This window comes from Pseudarthrobacter sp. TE3704 (genome assembly GCF_056279405.1).
On the sequence record NZ_JBWCCJ010000001.1, the window covers coordinates 263,004 to 281,857 of the forward strand.

Consider the following 18,854-nt stretch of genomic DNA (forward strand, 5'->3'; position numbering starts at 1 on the left):
CCAATTTCTACGCGGAACAGGCGTCCCTCAATGCCTTGACCGAGCCTTCCGGCACCTGGTCCCCGGCCGCCGCAATCTCGCCCAACGGCGTCGTGATTTCCGTCGGAACACCCGCGGTCCGGGCAGCGGAAACCAAGCCTGCCAGCACCTGCTTGTCCTCCACGCTGACCAGGCCATCCTCGATGACGGCACAGATTTGCCGGTTCACTTCGTCGGCGGCAGCGGTGGCGACTTTGGACGCAGCATCACTTGCTGCGTTGCTTGCCGCTTCCTCCACGGCACCACAGCCGGCAAGCAGCAGCATCAGGGGGACAGCGGACAGGGCGGCAAGGCGGCGTTTCATCTGTCCAGCCTAACCCTTAGTGCGCCGGGGGACCGGCGCGGGTGAACGGCTCAGCGGGCGCTGGAGGCGGGTACGCCCAGGATGCTGTCCAGCAGCGCGTTGCGGAACTTGCCCTCGGGATCGTGGGCCGACGCGAGGGAACGGAAGGCTGCGAAGCGGGGATAGAGCTGCTCCCAGTCGTGGCCCTCCGGCGAGAACAGCTTCCCCCAATGCGGCCTGGCACCGAAGGGCCGCAGCAGGTCCTCGAGCTCCGGCAGGACGGCCTCGACCTCCGGCTGCAGCGGCTTCCACGTGAAGTGCAGCGCCACGCTCTGCTGCCGGTAAAAGGGGCTGAGCCAGAACTCGTCCGCGGCGCCCGTGCGGATCTCCGAAACGAACAGCAGGGGCGCCAGCCTGTCCGCGATGCTGCGCACGGCCTCGATGGCAGCCGGCGCGTGCTCCAGCGGCAGGATGAACTCGCTTTGCAGCTCCTCGCCCTTGCTCGGGGTGAACTCATGGCGGAAGTGCGGCAGCCGGTCAAGCCATAGGCCGGGCTCGTCCATCTGGAGCGTGCAGTTCTCAGCTGACATGTCCGGCAGGGGGTGCCGGGGAGTGAGGGCGACGGTTGCGCCGAACAGGTCCGCCAGCGCAGGCTCTTCATCCAATGCCTTGAACCAGGCCTGGCTGATGGCTTCCCCGGAGTAGGTGGTAAAGAGGCTCACGCTGTAGGCGCCGGACACGAGGTCGTTGAAGCTTTCCAGGGCACGGTCCCATGGCAGGTCCACCAGAACCCGCTGGCGCATCCGGAAGCTGGGGCGGACTGCGAGTTCCAGGCCGGTGATGATGCCCAGGGCACCCATGCCCACCACGCATGCCAGGAACTCGTCCCCGTCCGCGCGGGACAACCGCACCTGTTCGCCCGAGGGCCTCACCAGTTCGATTGCTTCGACGGCGCCCGCCAGCGATTGGTTGTCCACGCCGGAGCCGTGGGTGCCGGTCTGCACTGCCCCGGCCACCGAGATGTGCGGCAGCGAGGCAAGGTTGTGAATTGCCACGCCGGACTGCTCCAGGGTGCGGCAGAGGGCACCGTAGCTCACGCCGCCGCTGACCCGGACCGTCCCCTTGGCTGAGTCGAGGTCGATCTGCTGCGGCAGGGCATCCAGCAGGATGTGTACGCCGTCGGTATCCCCCACCCGGTTGAAGGAGTGCCGGGAGCCCAGCGCCTTCACGCGGGGTGAGCGGGCCACCACCTCGGCGAGCTCAGCCACGGACTCCGGCCGCCGGACGTCGGCTGACGCGTATTCAAGGTTTCCTGCCCAGTTCTTCATTCGGTCGGCTTTCCGCTTGGGTTCAATTTGGCTCCCCTTACTGTCAGCGCTAACAAATGCGCTGTCAAGGCGGGCCAGGACTGGAACGGGATCACGCTCCTTTTTCCTGGCTCCAGTGGTCCGGACGGGAAAGCACGCGCGGCAGCCGCGTGGCCCAGGTGCCCCGGGCTGAATTGACCTGCGCCTGGGTGAGGAAGAGCGCGCCGGAGAGGTCGGCGCCGTCGAGCCTGGCATCGCGGAGGTCGGCACCCAGCAGGTCCACGCCCGTGAGGTCCGTGCCCCGCAGGTCGGCGGCGATGAGGCAGGCCCCGCGGAGGTCTGCCCCGCACAACTGCCCGTCACGGAAGTTGGCACCTGCCAGGTCTGCACCGGGCCGCAGGCCTGTGGCAGCGCTGACATCCCCGCCGAAATAGCCGGCACGGACCTCCTCGCTGACCTCGCGCAACATCCCGCCCGTGCGCTGATGGAGGGACTCGAGGTCAAGGTCCAGCAGGTCCTCCACGGGGCCGTCGGCCGCGGCCTGGAGGATGGACCGCAGCCTGTGGACCTCGTCCGCGGAGTCCGGGCTGAACGTCCGGGCTTCAGCCTCGGCAAGGTGCCAGAGCATTTCGTGCAGCTGCTTCATGGTTTTGAAGGAAGCGAACATGGCCTGGCTGGACGCCGGTGCCTCCCGCCAGCTGATGCCCTTGAACAGGCGCTGGCTGACCGCCTGGCCGGCACCAAAGCAGTCAAAGACGGTACAGCCGCGGAAGCCCCTGGGCAGGAGCCGGTCGTGGATGGTGCAGGAAAAGTCCGTGGCCAGGTTGGGGCACGGTGCGGCGGGCGGCTTGTCGATGGCGAAGTCGGCCGTGCGGGTAAATCCGAAGGCGGTGCAGCAGAGCGCGAAGCAGCTGGAGCAGTCAGGGCGCAGCGCATCCTGTTCGAGGATGGGTGCAGCTGTGCCGGGGGTTGGGTGGGCGTTCATGGGGTCTCCCGAAAGTGGTTCCGATGCTGGTGCGGGGAGGAGGGGAACCCGTGGTCGGGTTCCCCTCCTGGGCACGCGGAATCACCGCTCCGCTGGGGAGCGACGGGAACTGCGGAAGGCTGTGGGTCACAGGCAGGATATGAAAGTCACTGCCACCAGCGTAGCCTCTTGCGCAGCCGGCCGTCAGGCCTCTTCAGCCTCTTCCGGGGACGTGGTGCGGGGCGGCGGGACACGGCGCGTGCCGGTGGCCTCAAAGGCCGCGGCCAGCTGCAGCAGGTCGGTATCGCTGTAGGCCCTGCCGGCCAGGGTGAAACCCACGGGCATGGCGATGTCCGCTGCCATTCCCAGGGGAACGGTGACGGTGGGGATGCCCAGGTGACGGGGAACCAGGTTCCCGTTCGCCACCCATACCCCGTTGCGCCACGCGAGGTCTGCGGAGGCCTCGTTGCGGTCGGCGTCGGAGGGCGCCACGTCGGCAACCGCCGGGAACACAACAGCGTCCAGGCCCAGGCCGTCCATCCACTCTTCGAGGTCCATGCGGCGGGTTTCTTCAAGTCCGTTAAGCCCGGCATTGAGATGCGGGATGTCCGTCAGGGACGGAACCCCCTCCCTCCGGATCCAGGCGGGATAGTCGCTGATGTCGTCGTCGAACCCGTGATAGCGGTCCGGCAGCGATCCGTCCGGCGCGGGGAAGATCGCGGCGCCGTCGACGTCGGCCAGGCGGCTCAGTTGCGGATCCCCGTTCGCGTCCAGGAAGTCGTTCCATCCCCAGGCGGACAGGTCCACGATTTCGCGGCGCAGGTACTCGGGCGATACCAGGCCGCGGGTGCCGATGGTGGGCGCTCCGGGACGGTCGCCTTCGTAGTTCGAAACCACAGGGAAGTCCACCTCGATAACCTCGGCGCCGGCAGCTTGCAGGTCCTGCCGTGCCGCGTTCCACAGCTCAATGATGGAGGCGCGTGTCCGGATACGCTGCCCGGTGGGTCCGCCGATGCCGGGACTGCCTGCCGTACCGGCGTCCGGGTCCGCGTTGATGTACATCCGCGGAACGCCTACGCGCTTACCGGCCAGCACGCGGACAGCCGCGGCCCGGTCCGGAACCGCCAGTTCCACGTAGGAATCGGGGCGGATTTCGGATGCCTTGGGGAGCGGAACCCACGGCTGGACACGCCAGAAGTCGCCGCGGGTTTCGGCGTCGTCCGCCACCACCACGTCCAGGACTTCCAGCATGTCGTCCATCGTCCGGGTGTGCGGAACCACCACGTCCATGGTGGGGACCAGCGGCCAGTTGCCGCGGACGGAGATCATGCCCCGTGACGGGGTGTAGGCGCAGAGGGCATTGTTCGACGCCGGCGCACGGCCTGATGACCAGGTTTCCTCCGCGAGGCCGAAGGCCGCGAAGCTGGCCGCGGTGGCTGTTCCGGACCCGTTCGAGGACCCTGAGGCGAAGGCGGCCGTGAGGTAGTCCTCGTTGTAGGGGCTTTCCGCCCGGCCGTATACCCCGCGCTGCATGCCGCCGTTGGCCATGGGCGGCATGTTGGTCAGTCCGATGAGGACAGCACCGCCGGCCCGCAGCCGTTCGATGGTGAAGGCGTCCTTCTGCGCCACGAGGTCCTTGAAGGCGGGGGACCCGGCGGCGACGGTCAGGCCCTTTGCCTGGTAGCTGTCCTTGGCTGTGTACGGGATGCCGTCCAGCGGTCCCAGGATGCCGCCCCTGGCCCTGCGCTCATCCGATGCCCTGGCATCCGCCAGCGCTTCCGGGTTCATCACCACGAGCGCGTTCAGGCATATGCCTGATGAGTCATACTTCTCGATCCGCTGCAGGTAGAGGCGCACCAGCTCCTCGCTGGTCACCTCACCTGCCTCAAGCGCTGCACGAAGCTGGGCGATGCCTGCTTCCACGACATTGAACGGGCTCACGCCGGAGCTCCCTTCGGTGCGGGCGCCGGCTGCTGCTGCGTGATGCAGTGGATGCCGCCGCCGAAGGCGAAGATGTCGCGGGCGTCCACCAGCTCCACGGTCCGTCCCGGATAGGCGCGTTCCAGGATGCCGGCGGCGATGGCGTCATTGGGGTCGTCGAAAGCGCACAGCACCACCGCGTTGTTCGCCACGTAGTGGTTGATGTAGGACCAGTCCACGAAGCCTTCCTCGTCCTGCAGGACGGTGGGTGCGGGGACGTCGATGATCCGCAGGGGACGGCCCTTGGCATCCACCTCCCCGGCGAGGACGGAGCGGAGTTCCAGGTAGACCTCATAGTCCGGGTGGGCCGGGTCATCCTGGCGGTGCAGCAGGACGGTGCCCGGGCCGGCGAAGGCCGCCACAATGTCAACGTGCCCGCGTGTTCCGAACTCGTCGTAGTCCCGCGTCAGGCCCCGCGGCAGCCAGATGGCTTTGGTGGTGCCCAGGGCTGCGTGGATTTCTGCTTCAACCGATTCCTTCGTGGCTCCGGGGTTGCGTCCCGGATCCAGCTGGACCGTCTCGGTGAGCAGGACGGTCCCCTCGCCGTCCACATGGAAGCCGCCGCCTTCATTAACCAGCGAACTGGGCCGGACCGGAACCCCGGCCTCCGCCGATACTGTGCGGGCCACCTCCTGGTCATTTGCCCAGGAGGCCCACTCCTGCGCACCCCAGCCGTTGAAGATCCAGTCGACGGCGGCCAGTGACCCGTCCGGCCGGTGGACGAACGTGGGTCCACTGTCACGCAGCCAGGCGTCGTCCAGCGGGACTTCCACCACGGTGATCCCGTCCCCCAGCCACTCCCGGGCGGCGGTGGCGTCGCGCGGATCGGCCAGGACGGTGACCGGCTCGTGGCGGGCGATGGTGCGGGCTACGTTAGTCCAGGCGGCCCGGGCGCGGTCGAGCGTGGGGCTGCCCACTTCACCGAAGGTTTCGTTAGGCGGCGGAAAGGCCATCCAGGTGCCGTCATGGGCTTCCCATTCGGCAGGCATGGAGCCGGTGGCAGCCGGATCGAAAGCCGTTGCGGCCTCGGCGGGGGCGGGGGCTGGTTTCATCTGTCTTCCTACGTTCTTTCTGGTTGTCTCTGGTTGCGCTTTATGCGGCTGCGGTGCGGCGGGAAGCTGCGGCCGTGCCGGCGTCGTACGCTGTTGTGCCGCCCACTACGGTGAGCCGGGCGTGGTTGGTGAGCAGTTGTGAGGGGTCTGCCTGGAGCGGGTTGGTGTCCAGGACGGTGAAGTCGGCAAGGTAGCCGGCAGCGATCCGGCCCTGCTGCTCCTCCGCCCTGCAGGAGAAAGCGGCGTCGCGGGTGGCATGGCACAACGCCTCAGCGAGCTCCATGGCATAGTCCGGCAGGTTCGCTTCAAGGGTGGGATCCAGTGCCGAGCGCCTGGTGGAGGCGACGTACATGTTGGGCAGCGGCTGGTGCGGAGCGGTGGGTGCATCGGTGCTGAACGCGAGGGTTGCGCCGGCTTCCGTGAACTCCGTCCAGGGAAAAGCCCGCTCGATGCGGTGGTCGCCAAGGACGCTCCGCCAGTTGTCCTGGATGGCCGGGTCCGCGTGGACAGGCTGCATGGATGCCACCACCCCGAGGGCTGCCAGGCGCTTCACGTTGGCCCCGGTGACCGTTTCCAGGTGCTCGATGCGGTGCCGCCGCTCCCGCGGACCGTTCCGGAGGTACGCCTCCTCGAGGGCGTCCAGCGCGATGTCCGAGGCCTCGTCACCAATGGCGTGCAGGGCTATCTGTAGGCCCGCCGCGTCCGCTGCCACTACCACGGGGGTCAGGGATTCCCGGTCCCAGATGGGCTCGCAGGTGCTGCCGTCGGCGTACGGTTCCTTCATCGCGGCGGTGCAGCTGTCTATGACGCCGTCCACCATCAGCTTGATGCCGCAGATCTGCAGCCACCCGCCGTCGAGCTCGGCGGCGAGCCATGCCGCCTTCGCCACCTGCGCCAGGTTGTCGGCTTCGGCTTCATGGCGCTCCACCAGGAGGTGCCCCTTGACCCTGATGGGCAGGGCGCCGCCGCGGCGTTCCATGGCGCGCCGGAAGGCGGCAAGGTCATCGTCCTGCACGGCCATGTCCACGGCCCCGGTGACACCCACGGCGAGATAGTTCGCGAAGGCCTCCTCCAGCTGGGCATCCCGGTCCTCGTCCGTGAGGTAGCCGGCCAGGGCGGGCCAGATGATCTGCTGGGCTGCCGTCTCGTACAGCATGCCGTCCGCCTTCCCGGTGGCAGGGTCGCGACCGATCCGTCCGCCGATGGGGTCGGGAGTATTGTCATCGATCCCCAGTTCGGCCAGGGCTGCGCTGTTGACCCACACCGAGTGCAGGTCGTTGGCATCCAGGTAGACAGGACGGTCCGGCACCGCTTCGTCCAGCAGCTCCCGGGTGGGGCGCTGGCCGTCCAGGGAGCTGTAGAGCCATCCTGCGCCCAGGATCCGGGGGGCATCGCCGGCGGCAGCGGCCTCGCGGAGGCGGCGCTGCAGATCCCGGGGATCCGCTGCCTCCCGGAGGGGGACCTTCTTCAGGGCCTGGCCCATCATCAGCAGGTGCGTGTGGGCATCGATGAAGCCGGGCAGGACAAAGCCGCCGGCAAGGTCCACTTCAACGGCTTTTTCGCGGGCGGCTTTCCGGGCATCGGCTTCAGTGCCGACGTGGATGAACCGGGCGCCCTCCACCACGAAGGCCTCCGCAAGGGAGCCGTCGGCGGTGAATACGGTGGCGTTGGTATAGAGCGTGCGTGCAGGCAAGGGAGTGCTTTCTTTCAGTAAGGGGCGGGTCATCAGGCGATGGCTGCTTTGTTGATGTCCGACGGCGGCGCGGCGGCGGCTTCTTCGGTCCGGACGGAGATCCGGGAGATGAGGAGCAGCGGAACCATCAGGACGAGGGTCATCCCGGCCAGGACGTAGCCGAGGACGTCGTACCCTGCGGCAGTGGAAACAAAGGTTCCGAAGAACGGCGCGAAGGAAGATCCGATCAGGTAGACGCCGAGCACCGGCGCGGACCAGCGCCCGGAGGCGTCCAGGGCGGCGGCGGTTGCCACGATATAGATGAAGGCCAGGATGTAGATGGTGTTCCAGGCGATGATGACCGCGATGTACAGGTTGGGTTCCGTCACGGTTCCGGAAAGCATCTTGAGTGCGGCTCCGGCAATGAGTGCCACGGCCAGCGGTGCGGTCCGTCCGAGCCTGCGCCCGGCGAGTCCCACCAGCCCGGAGGCGAGCAGTCCGCCCAGGGTGGAGAGGCTCAGGACCAGTCCCATGCCGGTCTCGTCGAGCTGCGCCTGGTCCGCTCCCATGGTGGCCGCGACGGCCCACAGGGAGTCCTCGCTGAGTGCCCAGAGGGCGAAGCAGGCCAGCAGGCCGATGCCCGCCAGGGTGGTGGGCTTTGAATTCTTGGCCGGTGCGGAGACTGCCAGCGGAGTGACGCCGGAACTGACGGGACGGTCCGGGAGCCAGGCGGTGGTGAAGAGGGCGGCCAGGGCGAGCCCCGCGAGCAGGCCGAATGCGCTGCCCATGCCTGCGCCCAGCGCGGGAATGATGAACAGGACCACCGAAACGATGGCGCGGTTGGCAAAGCCGCTGATGCCGGAAGCGCGGTCAGGGTTGCGGAGGGCGCCGAGCGCGGCGCCGCCTGCCGAAACAGCGCCGCCCGCTCCAAGGCCGCCAACCAGGACGCCCGCGACGACGACGGGTGCGGACGGGATAAACGCGGCAGCGCCGAAGCCTGCCGCCGTCAGGACGAGTCCGGCCCGGGCCACGGTGTACCGCCCGTTCGCGGCAGCCCACTTGGAGGTGAGCAGGCAGGCGACGGCGCAGGCGAGCAGCGAGCCGGTCATCAGCGTGCCCGCCTCTGTATCGGAAAAGCCGAGTTCTCCGGTCAGGGCGACGATCATGACGGGCACCAGGTTGGCGGTCATGAAGCCAACAACACTGATGCCGAATACGGAAACCGCCCTGGTGGCGGTGAGGGGAACGCGCCCTATGTGGTTATCGTCCGGGGACATGGGCTTCTCCTTGCTGGGATGGAGTGAAGGCCGTCACAAAATGAATGGCCTTCATTTATTATGAAGATGCCTTGCCGCCAGCACAAGGGTTTTTGTGAAAGCCTTTCAGAAACTTGCTTTTGTGACCGCCCTAATCCCGGCCAGCAGTGTTTCGAGTCCGAAGGAAAACGCGGTGTCCGAACGTTCCGCCGGGGACCCGAGGTCGGCAATGGCCCCGGACAGTGCCGGGAATTGCCCCGGTGGGGGAGACCAGACGACGTCCGGGGCAGTGAGTTCCAGCGCCGAACCAAGGACCAGGTAGTCCAGCGCAGTGATGGCCGGGACGATCGCAGGGGTTGCCAGGCCAGCCTTGCCCAGGACGATGGCCATGTCCTCGTAGATGCGCATTACACCGAGGTCCTGCACGGTCTGGGTCACGAGCAGCGGCACCAGCCGGGGGTGGTCCACCAGGCAGTCTCGGTATTTGTGGGCGAGGATCCGGAGCGCCTCGTCCCAGGGCAGGTACTGGGTATCGAGGGGGTCCCGGGCGGAAAAAACGCGTCCCCGCATCAGCTCGATGATGTGTTCGCGGTTGTCGATGTAGTTGTACAGGGATGCCTGGCTGACCCCGAGTTCCCTGGCCACTTTGGGAAAGCTGAAGTCGCCGGTGGCGTCCACCAGGGAGAGGGCGGCGCCAACGATGGCGTCGACGGAAAGGAGCGGGGATCGGGGGCGCGGCATGTGGACTCCTCGGCAGGTGGTCCGTTCAATCTAGCTGGCCGTTGTCCGCTCCACCGCCGCCAGGATGGCCCGGGCCAGGTCCGCGGGCCTGGTGAACTGGGGCCAGTGGCCGGTGGGCAGGTCCACGTATTCCACATCGCGGACGCGGGCCAGTTCGGCAACAAACGGGTGGCCGGCCGCGATCCATTCCTGAAGCATGGCCGAGGGGAATTCGCACGCGATGATGGTGGCCGGCACCTCGTAGCGGCGTTCGTCGTGAAGATGCTGCTGGTCGTAGGCAACGCCTTTCGGCTGCGGAATGGCACGCGCCCGGAACGCCGCCCGGAGGCTGTCATCGAGGTCCACCAGGTCGGCGTCCTCGAACCCTTCCCATGGCGGCAGCGGAACGTCGTCCCCGTCGGCCGGCAGTTCATCGTTGATGACCCCGCCCTCACCAAGGGGGCCGCTGTCCACGTAGATGGCCCGTTCCACCTTGTTTGGCCGGGCGTCCACCACGGCATGGATGATGGCGCCGCCGCCCGAGTGTCCCACCAGGACCACCTTTCCCTCGATGCCATCCACGGCAGCCGTGACGGCAACAATGTGCTGGTGGAGGCCGATCCCTGCGCGGTTGGCGTCCACGCTTTCAAGCCCGGGCAGCGTCAGGGGATGCGTGCGGTGTCCTGCGGCCTCGAGCGCCGGCGTCACCTCCTCCCAGGAGGAAGCGTCCAACCAGAAACCGGGAACCAGGATGATGTCCATGACGGAACCCTACTCCCTGGTGCTGACTAACTGGACGGACAAAAGGTGGCCCGTCCTGCACTTGGGCAGGGCATGGACTGCAAACACGAGGCTCTCATCTCCCGTTTGTCCTTCCTGGCACTGGCGGCGTCCGTCACCGTGCAGGGTTCCCGGCTGCCGCGTTGCCGTGGACGGGCGGGACCGCGAGGGCGTCGGTGGCGGCTTTGCCGTGGGCGTTCTGGAACACGGCTCGCACCATGATGTCCTGCTGTGTGCCGTCCCTGCCGGGAAGCTCAAGCGCGGAACGGTAGAAGCCTTCGTCCGTCCGCCTCGTGACCGGCTGGATGTCCGCCGGCTGCCAGGTCGCGCCGCCGTCGGGCGAAATTTCCCACACAGCCACTGGGCCGGGAGTGCCTGTGGCCGTGGCGGTGACGCTGGCGGGTGTGGCAGAGACTGTGGCCTTGGGCTGCTTCAGGACCGCCGGCAGCTCCACCGTCTGGTCGAACTCGGGCCAGCCGTCCACCCAGTCGATTTTCTGGAGGCCCAGCGTTGGGAAGTAGGGGAGGTCCTGGTTGGAGCCGTCGTAGTAGTGGAAGGCCAGGTAGTCGCCGAAGACCGACTGCCCGCCCGGTCCGGTCACTGCACCATGCGAATCCAGGACTACTGAACCGCCTCCGCCGAACATGTCGCGGCCCTCCTTGTCCAGGTAGGGCCCCTTGACGGAAGTGGACCGGCCCACCGCCACCTTGTAGGTGGAATCCGCGCCGCGGCAGCAGGAATCAAAAGAGACAAACAGGTAGTAGTAGCCGCCGTGCCTGGTGATGTACGGCGCCTCGACGGGATTGCCGGGCATAAACCGGTCCGCGATGTTCACCGTTTTGGACTGCCAGTCGCTGACCGGTTTGCCGCTGGGCCATTCGATGGGGACGAGGAAAATCCCGTACCAGAAGGATCCGATGGCCATATAGGGGGTGCCGTCCGTGTCCTCGACAATGCCGGCGTCTATTGCGTTGAAGGTCTTGCCGGGGTTGGCGGGATCCAGCCCGGTGGCCGGGGACGAAACCACCAGGCCCTGGTCCACCCACTCATAGTCCGGATCATTGGGGTCGAGGGTGGTGTTGGTGGCGAGGGCTGTGAGGGAATTGTTCCCGCCAAAGCGCGACGCCGAGTAGTACAGGTAGTAGGTCCCGTTATGTTCGGTGATCTCCGGCGCCCAAAGGTTGCCCGGCAGCTCGCCGTCGGCGAAGTGCTCATCAATCCAGGCCGGGATCTTGTCCCAGACCGTTCCGGTGTAGCTCCAGGTTGTGCCCTGGTCACGCGACGACCAGATCTGGATGGTGCCGCCATTCTCCCGGTTCACTAAACCGGTGGAGTAGACGTACCAGGTGCCGTCGTCGGCGACGATCAGCGCCGGGTCATGGATGGGGGCCGTCTGGCCCACCACGGTTTTGCCGCCAGGAAGATCGCTTGGGAGGTTCTGCGGCGCCGGTTTCTGTCCTGCCGGCTGGCTGGACTGGACATGCTGTGGGACATCAGCGCTGCCGGGGGCAGCGGTCGTGGGGAGGGCTGGCGCCGCCAGGGCGATACCTGCCGCTGCTGCCAATCCTGCGGCGCGCAGCGCCCATGGACGTGACTTCATCATCACGTTGTCCTTCCGAAAAGGTGGATTAGGAAAGTTGAGCAGCAGCGGGGATGCGCCCTGCGGCACGAGACCTTGCAACGTTGTAACGAGAAATATGGCATGCCCCCCTTGTGGAGTCAAGGAAGCCGTCCGGGAGGGAAAAGAATCTGCTTCTGGACCCTTGACGGCAGCTTGAGGGCTGTGTGATGGTTTCTTACAACGTTGCAAAGGTTCCGCCCCGGATGCCGGTCCGCCACCGCGGACAGTGGGGCTCCAGTACCGCCTCAGCCCATAAACTTGTTTGCTCCACCCAACCCGGAAGGACTGCGTGATGATGAAGTCACGTCCCATGGCCGCGACCCTGGCGCTTTTTACCGCCGCCGGCCTCATGCTCGGCGGCTGCTCCGCCCCCACCGCCGAGGACAGCGGGGAAAAGAAGCTCACCTTCATGTTCCGCGGGGGTGAAGATGAAAAGAAGGCCTACGAGAAGGCTGTGGCCCAGTTCGAGGCCGACAACAACGTGGACGTGGACATCATTGTCACCACCGCAGACCAGTACGCCACCAAACTGAAGGCCGCCATCGCCGGCAAGCAGGTTCCGGACGTCTTCTATATCGGCCCCGGGGATGTCCAGGCCTACGTGCAGAACGGCATCGTCAAGGACATCACTGAATACGTGGAAGGCTCGGACACCATCGACCTGGACAACATCTGGGAATACGGCGTGGACAGCTACCGCTACGACGGCAAGCGCGTGGGAGAAGGTGCCATCTACGCCCTCCCCAAGGACGTGGGACCGTTCTCCTTCGGCTACAACAAGACCATGCTGGAAAAGGCCGGCATCCCCCTGCCGGACAAGGACAAGCCGTACACGTTTGACGAATTCGTGGCTGCCGCCAAGAAGCTGACGGCCGATACCAACGGCGACGGAACCCTGGACCAGTGGGGGACCGGCCTGAACGTCCAGTGGAACCTGCAGCCCTTCGTCTGGTCCAACGGCGGCGACTGGCTGAACGAGGACCGGACCAAGGTCACCGTGGACACTCCCGAATTCGCCGAATCCCTGCAGTGGTTCGCCGACCTTCAGAACGTCCATGCCGTCACCCCCTCTGTTGCCGAGGCCCAGACCCTGGACACCTACCAGCGCTGGATGAAGGGTGAAATCGGCTTCTTCCCCATCGCCCCCTGGGACCTGTCCACCTACCAGAAGCTCGGCTTCGACTGGGATGTCATCCCGTACCCGGCAGGCGAGTCCGGCGAAACCGCCAGCTGGATCGGAACATTGGGCATCGCCGTTTCGGAGAGCACCAAGCACCCGGAGGACGCGGTCAAGCTCGTGGAGTATCTCACCGCGAACAAGGAAGCCCAGCAAAGCCTGGTGGACGCCGGAATCCAGATCCCCAACCTGAAGGACATGGCCGAGGCCTGGGCTGCGGACACCACCACCAAGCCTGCCAACAAGGCAGAGTTCCTGGAAATCGTGAAGGACTACGGCCGGGCGCTTCCCGGCGGCAACACCTTCAACGCCGAGTGGTACGACGAACTCTTCACCAACATCCAGCCTGTGCTTGACGGCAAGCAGACGGCCGCCGACTACCTGAAGGAGGCGCAGCCCCGAATGCAGGAATTCCTGGACGCCGCCAACCAGCAGGCCGGCAACTAGGAGCTGTGATCACCGGTATGACAACCATTACGCGCCCGCGACGCTCACGGCTTCACCGGAAGGAACACCAGGCAGCGCTCCTCTTCGTTGCCATACCGGTGATCGGCTTCCTCCTCTTTACGCTCTTCCCGCTCCTCTTCTCCGTCTACGCGTCCTTCACCAACTGGAACGGCATCTCGGCGCCGGTCTTCAAGGGCCTGGACAACTACACCAAGATGTTCGGCGACCGCTACTTCCTGAAGTCGCTGTGGAACACGCTGTACATGATGATCGGCATCCCCATCGGGCTGGTCATCTCCCTGGCACTCGCCCTGGCGATGAACCGCAAGATGCGCGGAACAACCTTTTTCCGCACGGTCTACTACCTGCCAGTGATCTCGTCCATCGCCGCCGTCGCCATCCTGTGGCAATGGGCCTTCAACGGCGACTTCGGCCTGATCAACCAGGGCCTCGCCCTGGTGGGCATCGACGGCCCCAACTGGCTCCAGGACACCGCAACCGTCAAACCTGCGCTCATCATCATGGCCATCTGGAAGGGCCTGGGCTACTCCATGCTGCTCTACCTGGCAGCCCTGCAGTCCGTGCCCCGCTACCTCTATGAGGCGGCAGCGCTCGACGGCGCCACGGCCTGGCAGCAGTTCCGCCACATCACCATCCCCATGGTCCGCCCGGTTACGTTCTTCCTGATCGTCACCAGCATCATCGGCGGATCCCAGATCTTCGTGGAAATCAACATCATGACCCCCACCGGCGGGCCCGAATTCGAGTCCGCGTCCATCGTTTGGTACATCTGGCAGAAAGCGTTCGACAACCTGCAGATGGGCTACGCCTCAGCCATGTCGGTGGTCCTGGGACTGCTGGTGTTCATCATTACCTTCATCCAGTTCCGGCTCAACCGCCGCAACCAGTTTTCGATCGATTGAGGCAGGCAGCCATGTCCGCACAGAACGTGATCACCACCCCGCCGCTGGAACCCACGGACGCCATTCCCGTCGCCGGCCTGTCCAGCCGGCCGGCCGGTCCCGCCAAGGACCCGGGCGGGCGCTCGGTCAAGGACCGCACCCGGCTGGGAAACCTCCTCACCACCGTCATCCTGTCCTTGGGTGCCGTGGTGATGATCGCCCCGCTGGCCTGGACCTTTTCGACCTCGTTGAAGACGAAGGACGGCGTCTTCGAACTTCCGCCGCAGTGGATCCCGGACCCCTTCGTCTGGGAGAACTATGCACGCATCTGGACCGCCGGCCCCCTTCTGAGCGGCATCCAGAACAGCCTGATCGTGGCCTGCTCGGTGACCATCATCGGGTCGCTGACGTCCGCGCTCGCTGCCTTCGCGTTCGCCAAGATGCGCATGCCGTTCAAGAACGTGCTCTTCCTGGGGCTGCTCTCCGGCCTGATGATCCCGTTCCCCACGCTGATGATTCCGCAGTTCACCATCTTCGCCGGGATCGGCTGGGTGGACACCCTGCTGCCGTTGATTGTGCCCGGGCTGTTCGGCAACATCATCATGATCTTCTTCCTGCGCCAGTTCCTGAACAGCGTCCCGGATTCCATCGTGGAGGCCGCGCGGATCGACGGTGCCTCCTACGTCCAGATCTTCTGGACGCTGATCATGCCCGCCATCAGGCCGGCGCTCGCAGCACAGTTCATCCTCTGGTTCATGGCCGTGTGGAACGACTACCTGGCGCCCATCATCTACCTCAACTCGCCGGAAACGCAGACCCTCCAGCTGGTGATTGCCAACTTCAACGCCCAGTACGCCATCCAGACCGACTACCCGCTGATCATGGCGGCGTCCTTCATTGCGCTGCTTCCGGTGCTGATTGTCTTTATCGTCTTCCAGCGCCAGATCATCGAATCCATTGCGCTCTCCGGATCCAAGGGCTGAACCATGCCGCATCCAAACCTTGACCAGCTGAGCGTGCAGCCTGAGCTCCTCCCCGCGGAAACCACCGCCGACCCCGCTTCCTGGGGTGCCCGGCACGCCCACGACCCCACGGTGGTTCGCGACGACGACGGCACCTACTACATGTTCTCCACAGACGCCGTGGCCAATTCCACAGATATTCCTGCTGGCGTACATATCCGCACGTCGCCTGACCTGGTGCGGTGGACCTACGCAGGAACAGCGTTCGACGGCGTTCCTGCCGCTGCCGCCGCTTGGTCCGGGGCGAGCGGGCTCTGGGCCCCGGAAGTGGTCCGCTGGCCGGCCGGCGGATGGCACATGTACTACTCCGCCTCGACCTTCGGCTCCAACACGTCCGCCATCGGGCTGGCGGTGGCACCTGCCCCCGAAGGCCCGTGGGAGGACCGCGGCATCGTGGTGGCGACCACGTCCGGGGAACAGACGCAGAACGCCATTGACGCCGCTGTCACGTTCGGCCGGGACGGGCAACCCTGGATGACGTACGGCTCGTTCTTTTCAGGGATCTACACCCTGCCGCTGGACCCGACGTCCGGCACCCCGCTTCGGGCGGGTGACCTGGGCACCTGCGTCGCCAGCCGACCTGCATCCGTGGACCGGGCCATCGAGGGCGCCTTCATCCTCTACCGCCCGGAAGAGGACCGCTACGTCCTGTTCTGCTCTTACGACTCCCTCTTCAGCACCTACAACATGCGGGTGGCGGTGGCGGACCACATCACCGGACCTTACCGCGATGTCCGTGGCCGGTCCCTGACGGACCTGGATGTCCTGCCGTCCGCCATCGGCACCAAGGTCCTGGGGAGCTACCGCTTCGCCGGCGGCACAGGATGGCTCGCGCCCGGCCACAACTCGGTCCTGGTCCAGCCCGGCCCGGACGGAACCGACGAGTATTTTGTTGTGCACCACGTCCGCTTCGCTGATGATCCGAGCCAGCACGTGGTGCAGGTGCGGCGCATGTTCTTCAACGCCGGAGGGTGGCCTGTGGTCTCCCCGCAGCCCTACGCAGGCAGGGACAGCGAGGTCCTGCCGGCTCCCGCTCCCGTGGACGGCAGCTGGCAGGTCCTTCGGTTCGATCCTGGGTCCACCGACGTCGTGAAAGCGGTATCGCGCCACGTCACAGCCCTGCAGGTCCCTGTCGCCGTCGAAACCGCTCCGGCTGCACCCCGGCAACTGCTCCTCAGGTTGCAGGATCCGGACGGCGGCACCGTGGAACTCGATGCCGTCGTGTTCCCCTCGTGGAATTGGGCGGGCAACCGTCCCGCCCTGTCCTTCAGTGGTATCGCCGCTGACGGAGTGGTGTGGAGCGGCACCCGGGAGGATTCATGAATGAGGCTCCCCTGGGATGGGCCGGACGCCTCATGGACTGGCTGCGGTTCGCCACCACCCTGGTCCTGGTCAACGTGCTGTTCGCCGGCGGAACGCTTGCCGGCCTGGTGCTCCTGGGTGCGTTCCCGGCGGCTGTCGCTGCCACCACGGTCCTGTCCCGGCTGCGCGCCGGCGAAACCGGACATGTAGTGCGCGACTTCGTGGCCGTCTACCGCTCCCGGTTCCGGCACGCCAACCTGGTGGGCAGCGTGTTCTGGCTGGCCGCCCTGGTGCTGGGCCTCAACCTGCTCACGGCAGCGGTGCCGTCCGGCGCCCAGGCTTCCCCGATGCACGCCGTCCTCCTACTCCTGTCCACGCTGGCCGGCGGGGCTTCACTCCTCGCAGCAGCCGCCGCGGTAACCCTGTGCGGACGGTACCGCGACTCCGTCCGAAGCATCTGGCGGACGGCATTTGTCCTGCCGCTTGTTTCCCCGGTCATGACCCTGTCCCTGCTGGCAACCCTGGCTGCCGCCGTCGTCGTCTTCTCTGCCCTGCCGGTGCTGCTGCCGCTGGTGGGCGCATCGCTTCCGCTGCTGCTGTCCGGCTGGCTGGTGGGACGACGGCTGGCTGCGCTTGAAACCGTAGGTCCCGCGTCCAACCATCCAGTCACTTCCCCGAGCCCAACTAGGTAGCGCTAACTGCCGTTTTGGCACCCCATAACGACACTTAGCGCTACCTAGTCGGCATCTACAACGTTATAAAAGAAAAGGAAAACCCCGTGACCATTACCTCTCCTGCCGCAGAAGACACCACCCTGGCCGTTGTGGCGCCCACTGTCATCACCGTCGAGCGTTCGGCCGTGGTGGCCCCCGTCAGCCGCCGCATCTTCGGTTCCTTCGTCGAGCACCTGGGCCGTTGTGTCTACGACGGCATCTACGAGCCAGGCCACCCGACTGCCAACGAGGACGGCTTCCGGCTGGACGTCATCGAACTCGTCAAGGAACTCGGCTCCAGCACCATCCGCTACCCCGGCGGCAACTTCGTCTCCGGCTACCGCTGGGAGGACGGAGTCGGCCCCCGGGACCAGCGGCCGGTACGCCGCGACCTCGCCTGGCACTCGCTCGAATCCAACCAGGTGGGCCTGGACGAGTTCGCCCGCTGGTGCAAGCTCACCGGCTCGGAGCTCATGATGGCCGTCAACCTGGGAACCCGTGGAATCGAAGCCGCCCTCGACCTGCTGGAATACACCAACCACCCGTCCGGCACCGCGCTGAGCGAGCAGCGCATCGCCAACGGCACCAAAGACCCCTACGACATCCGGATGTGGTGCCTGGGCAACGAAATGGACGGGCCGTGGCAGATCGGCCACATGTCCGCCGAGGACTACGGAAAGCTTGCCGCCCGCACCGCGTCCGCGATGAAGACCGCGGACAAGAACCTGGAACTGGTGGTCTGCGGCTCCTCCGGATCCTCCATGCCCACGTTCGGCGAGTGGGAGCGGGTGGTGCTGGAGCACAGCTACAACTACGTGGACTACATCTCCTGCCACGCCTACTACCAGGAACGCAACGGGGACCTGGGCTCCTACCTCGCCTCCTCCCTGGACATGCAGTACTTCATCGAAACCGTGGTGGCCACGGCGGACCACGTCAAGCACAAGCTCAAGAGCAAAAAGACGATTCAGCTCTCCTTTGACGAGTGGAACATCTGGTACCTGGACGAGCACCAGGCCTCCGACGAGGTCAACGACGAATGGACGCACGCGCCGCGCCAGCTGGAGGACACCTACTCCGTGGCCGATGCCGTGGTGTTCGGCAACCTCCTCATGACGCTCCTGAAAAACCACGACCGGGTTGCCGCGGCATCCCTGGCCCAGCTGGTCAACGTCATCGCGCCCATCATGACCGAACCCGGCGGGGCAACCTGGCGGCAGACCACGTTCTTCCCGTTCTCCGTCACCTCCCGCCTGGCCAAGGGCGAGGTCCTCAAGCCGCGGATCGACGCCGGAACCTACACGACGGCGGTGTACGGCGAGGCCCCGCTGGTGGACTCGGTGGCAACCACGGACGCCGCCACGGGAGAATCGGCCATCTTCCTGGTGAACCGCAGCCTGACCGAGTCGATTGACGTGACCGTCAACGTCTCCGAACTCAACGCCACCGTCATCACCGAGGCCGTGACCCTGCACGACGATGACGTGTACGCCAAGAACACCTTGCAGGACCAGGACCGTGTGGGCCTGAAGCAGCTGGAGGGTGCCGTCCTGGAGGAGGGCACGCTCACCGTAACCCTGCCGCCCGTGTCCTGGTCCGCCGTCGCGCTCGGCTGAC

16 protein-coding genes are annotated in these 18,854 nt (G+C 66.1%); 6 read left to right on the forward strand and 10 right to left on the reverse strand.

The features are described from left to right. Nucleotides 1-7 precede the first annotated feature (7 nt). The 10 genes from ACZ9BC_RS01275 to ACZ9BC_RS01320 all read right to left on the reverse strand — a co-directional run bounded on the left by ACZ9BC_RS01275 (nucleotide 8) and on the right by ACZ9BC_RS01320 (nucleotide 11,656). Nucleotides 8-343: a hypothetical protein gene (locus tag ACZ9BC_RS01275; protein ID WP_476244382.1), complete on the reverse strand. Its 336-nt coding sequence runs from the start codon at nucleotides 341-343 to the stop codon at nucleotides 8-10. 50 nt (nucleotides 344-393) lie between these two features. Further along, nucleotides 394-1,650 carry a D-arabinono-1,4-lactone oxidase gene (locus tag ACZ9BC_RS01280; RefSeq protein ID WP_476244383.1) on the reverse strand — a complete coding sequence of 419 codons (1,257 nt, stop codon included), beginning with the start codon at nucleotides 1,648-1,650 and terminating at the stop codon, nucleotides 394-396. A gap of 91 nt (nucleotides 1,651-1,741) precedes the next feature. Continuing rightward, entirely contained in the window at nucleotides 1,742-2,614 is an 873-nt protein-coding gene (locus ACZ9BC_RS01285; RefSeq protein WP_476244384.1) for a pentapeptide repeat-containing protein, read from the reverse strand. 183 nt (nucleotides 2,615-2,797) lie between these two features. Beyond that, the gene (locus ACZ9BC_RS01290; RefSeq protein ID WP_476244385.1) at nucleotides 2,798-4,534 is read right to left on the reverse strand and encodes an amidase; all 1,737 of its coding nucleotides are present in this window, start codon (nucleotides 4,532-4,534) and stop codon (nucleotides 2,798-2,800) included. Beyond that, complete coding sequence (locus tag ACZ9BC_RS01295) at nucleotides 4,531-5,625, reverse strand: agmatine deiminase family protein (RefSeq protein WP_476244386.1); 1,095 nt, start codon at nucleotides 5,623-5,625, stop codon at nucleotides 4,531-4,533. The genes ACZ9BC_RS01290 and ACZ9BC_RS01295 overlap by 4 nt, the downstream gene beginning before the upstream one ends. A 40-nt stretch (nucleotides 5,626-5,665) precedes the next feature. Beyond that, nucleotides 5,666-7,318, reverse strand: a complete 1,653-nt coding sequence (locus ACZ9BC_RS01300; RefSeq protein ID WP_476244387.1) for an amidohydrolase — start codon at nucleotides 7,316-7,318, stop codon at nucleotides 5,666-5,668. Nucleotides 7,319-7,350: 32 nt separating this feature from the next. Beyond that, entirely contained in the window at nucleotides 7,351-8,574 is a 1,224-nt protein-coding gene (locus tag ACZ9BC_RS01305) for an MFS transporter (RefSeq protein WP_476244388.1), read from the reverse strand. Between the two features lie 105 nt (nucleotides 8,575-8,679). Next, nucleotides 8,680-9,294 carry a TetR/AcrR family transcriptional regulator gene (locus tag ACZ9BC_RS01310; protein WP_079599049.1) on the reverse strand — a complete coding sequence of 205 codons (615 nt, stop codon included), beginning with the start codon at nucleotides 9,292-9,294 and terminating at the stop codon, nucleotides 8,680-8,682. Nucleotides 9,295-9,324: 30 nt separating this feature from the next. Next, nucleotides 9,325-10,035, reverse strand: a complete 711-nt coding sequence (locus ACZ9BC_RS01315) for an alpha/beta fold hydrolase (RefSeq protein ID WP_476244389.1) — start codon at nucleotides 10,033-10,035, stop codon at nucleotides 9,325-9,327. 133 nt (nucleotides 10,036-10,168) lie between these two features. Beyond that, on the reverse strand, nucleotides 10,169-11,656 hold the full coding sequence (locus ACZ9BC_RS01320; protein WP_476244390.1) for an arabinan endo-1,5-alpha-L-arabinosidase: 1,488 nt from the start codon (nucleotides 11,654-11,656) through the stop codon (nucleotides 10,169-10,171). Nucleotides 11,657-11,966: 310 nt separating this feature from the next. Between ACZ9BC_RS01320 and ACZ9BC_RS01325 the strand changes: the two genes are divergently transcribed. From ACZ9BC_RS01325 to arfA, 6 genes are all read left to right on the forward strand, one after another. Further along, the gene (locus ACZ9BC_RS01325) at nucleotides 11,967-13,298 is read left to right on the forward strand and encodes an ABC transporter substrate-binding protein (RefSeq protein WP_476244391.1); all 1,332 of its coding nucleotides are present in this window, start codon (nucleotides 11,967-11,969) and stop codon (nucleotides 13,296-13,298) included. 17 nt (nucleotides 13,299-13,315) lie between these two features. Further along, nucleotides 13,316-14,221 (forward strand): carbohydrate ABC transporter permease, encoded by a 906-nt coding sequence (locus ACZ9BC_RS01330; protein WP_476244392.1) that lies wholly within the window; start codon nucleotides 13,316-13,318, stop codon nucleotides 14,219-14,221. 11 nt (nucleotides 14,222-14,232) lie between these two features. After that, nucleotides 14,233-15,183 carry a carbohydrate ABC transporter permease gene (locus ACZ9BC_RS01335; protein WP_476244393.1) on the forward strand — a complete coding sequence of 317 codons (951 nt, stop codon included), beginning with the start codon at nucleotides 14,233-14,235 and terminating at the stop codon, nucleotides 15,181-15,183. A 3-nt stretch (nucleotides 15,184-15,186) separates the two neighbouring features. Further along, nucleotides 15,187-16,545 (forward strand): arabinan endo-1,5-alpha-L-arabinosidase, encoded by a 1,359-nt coding sequence (locus tag ACZ9BC_RS01340; RefSeq protein ID WP_476244394.1) that lies wholly within the window; start codon nucleotides 15,187-15,189, stop codon nucleotides 16,543-16,545. Continuing rightward, complete coding sequence (locus ACZ9BC_RS01345; RefSeq protein ID WP_476244395.1) at nucleotides 16,542-17,216, forward strand: YesL family protein; 675 nt, start codon at nucleotides 16,542-16,544, stop codon at nucleotides 17,214-17,216. Before ACZ9BC_RS01340 ends, ACZ9BC_RS01345 begins: the two co-directional genes overlap by 4 nt. A gap of 131 nt (nucleotides 17,217-17,347) precedes the next feature. Next, the gene (arfA, locus tag ACZ9BC_RS01350; protein WP_476244822.1) at nucleotides 17,348-18,853 is read left to right on the forward strand and encodes an arabinosylfuranosidase ArfA; all 1,506 of its coding nucleotides are present in this window, start codon (nucleotides 17,348-17,350) and stop codon (nucleotides 18,851-18,853) included. Nucleotide 18,854 lies beyond the last annotated feature (1 nt).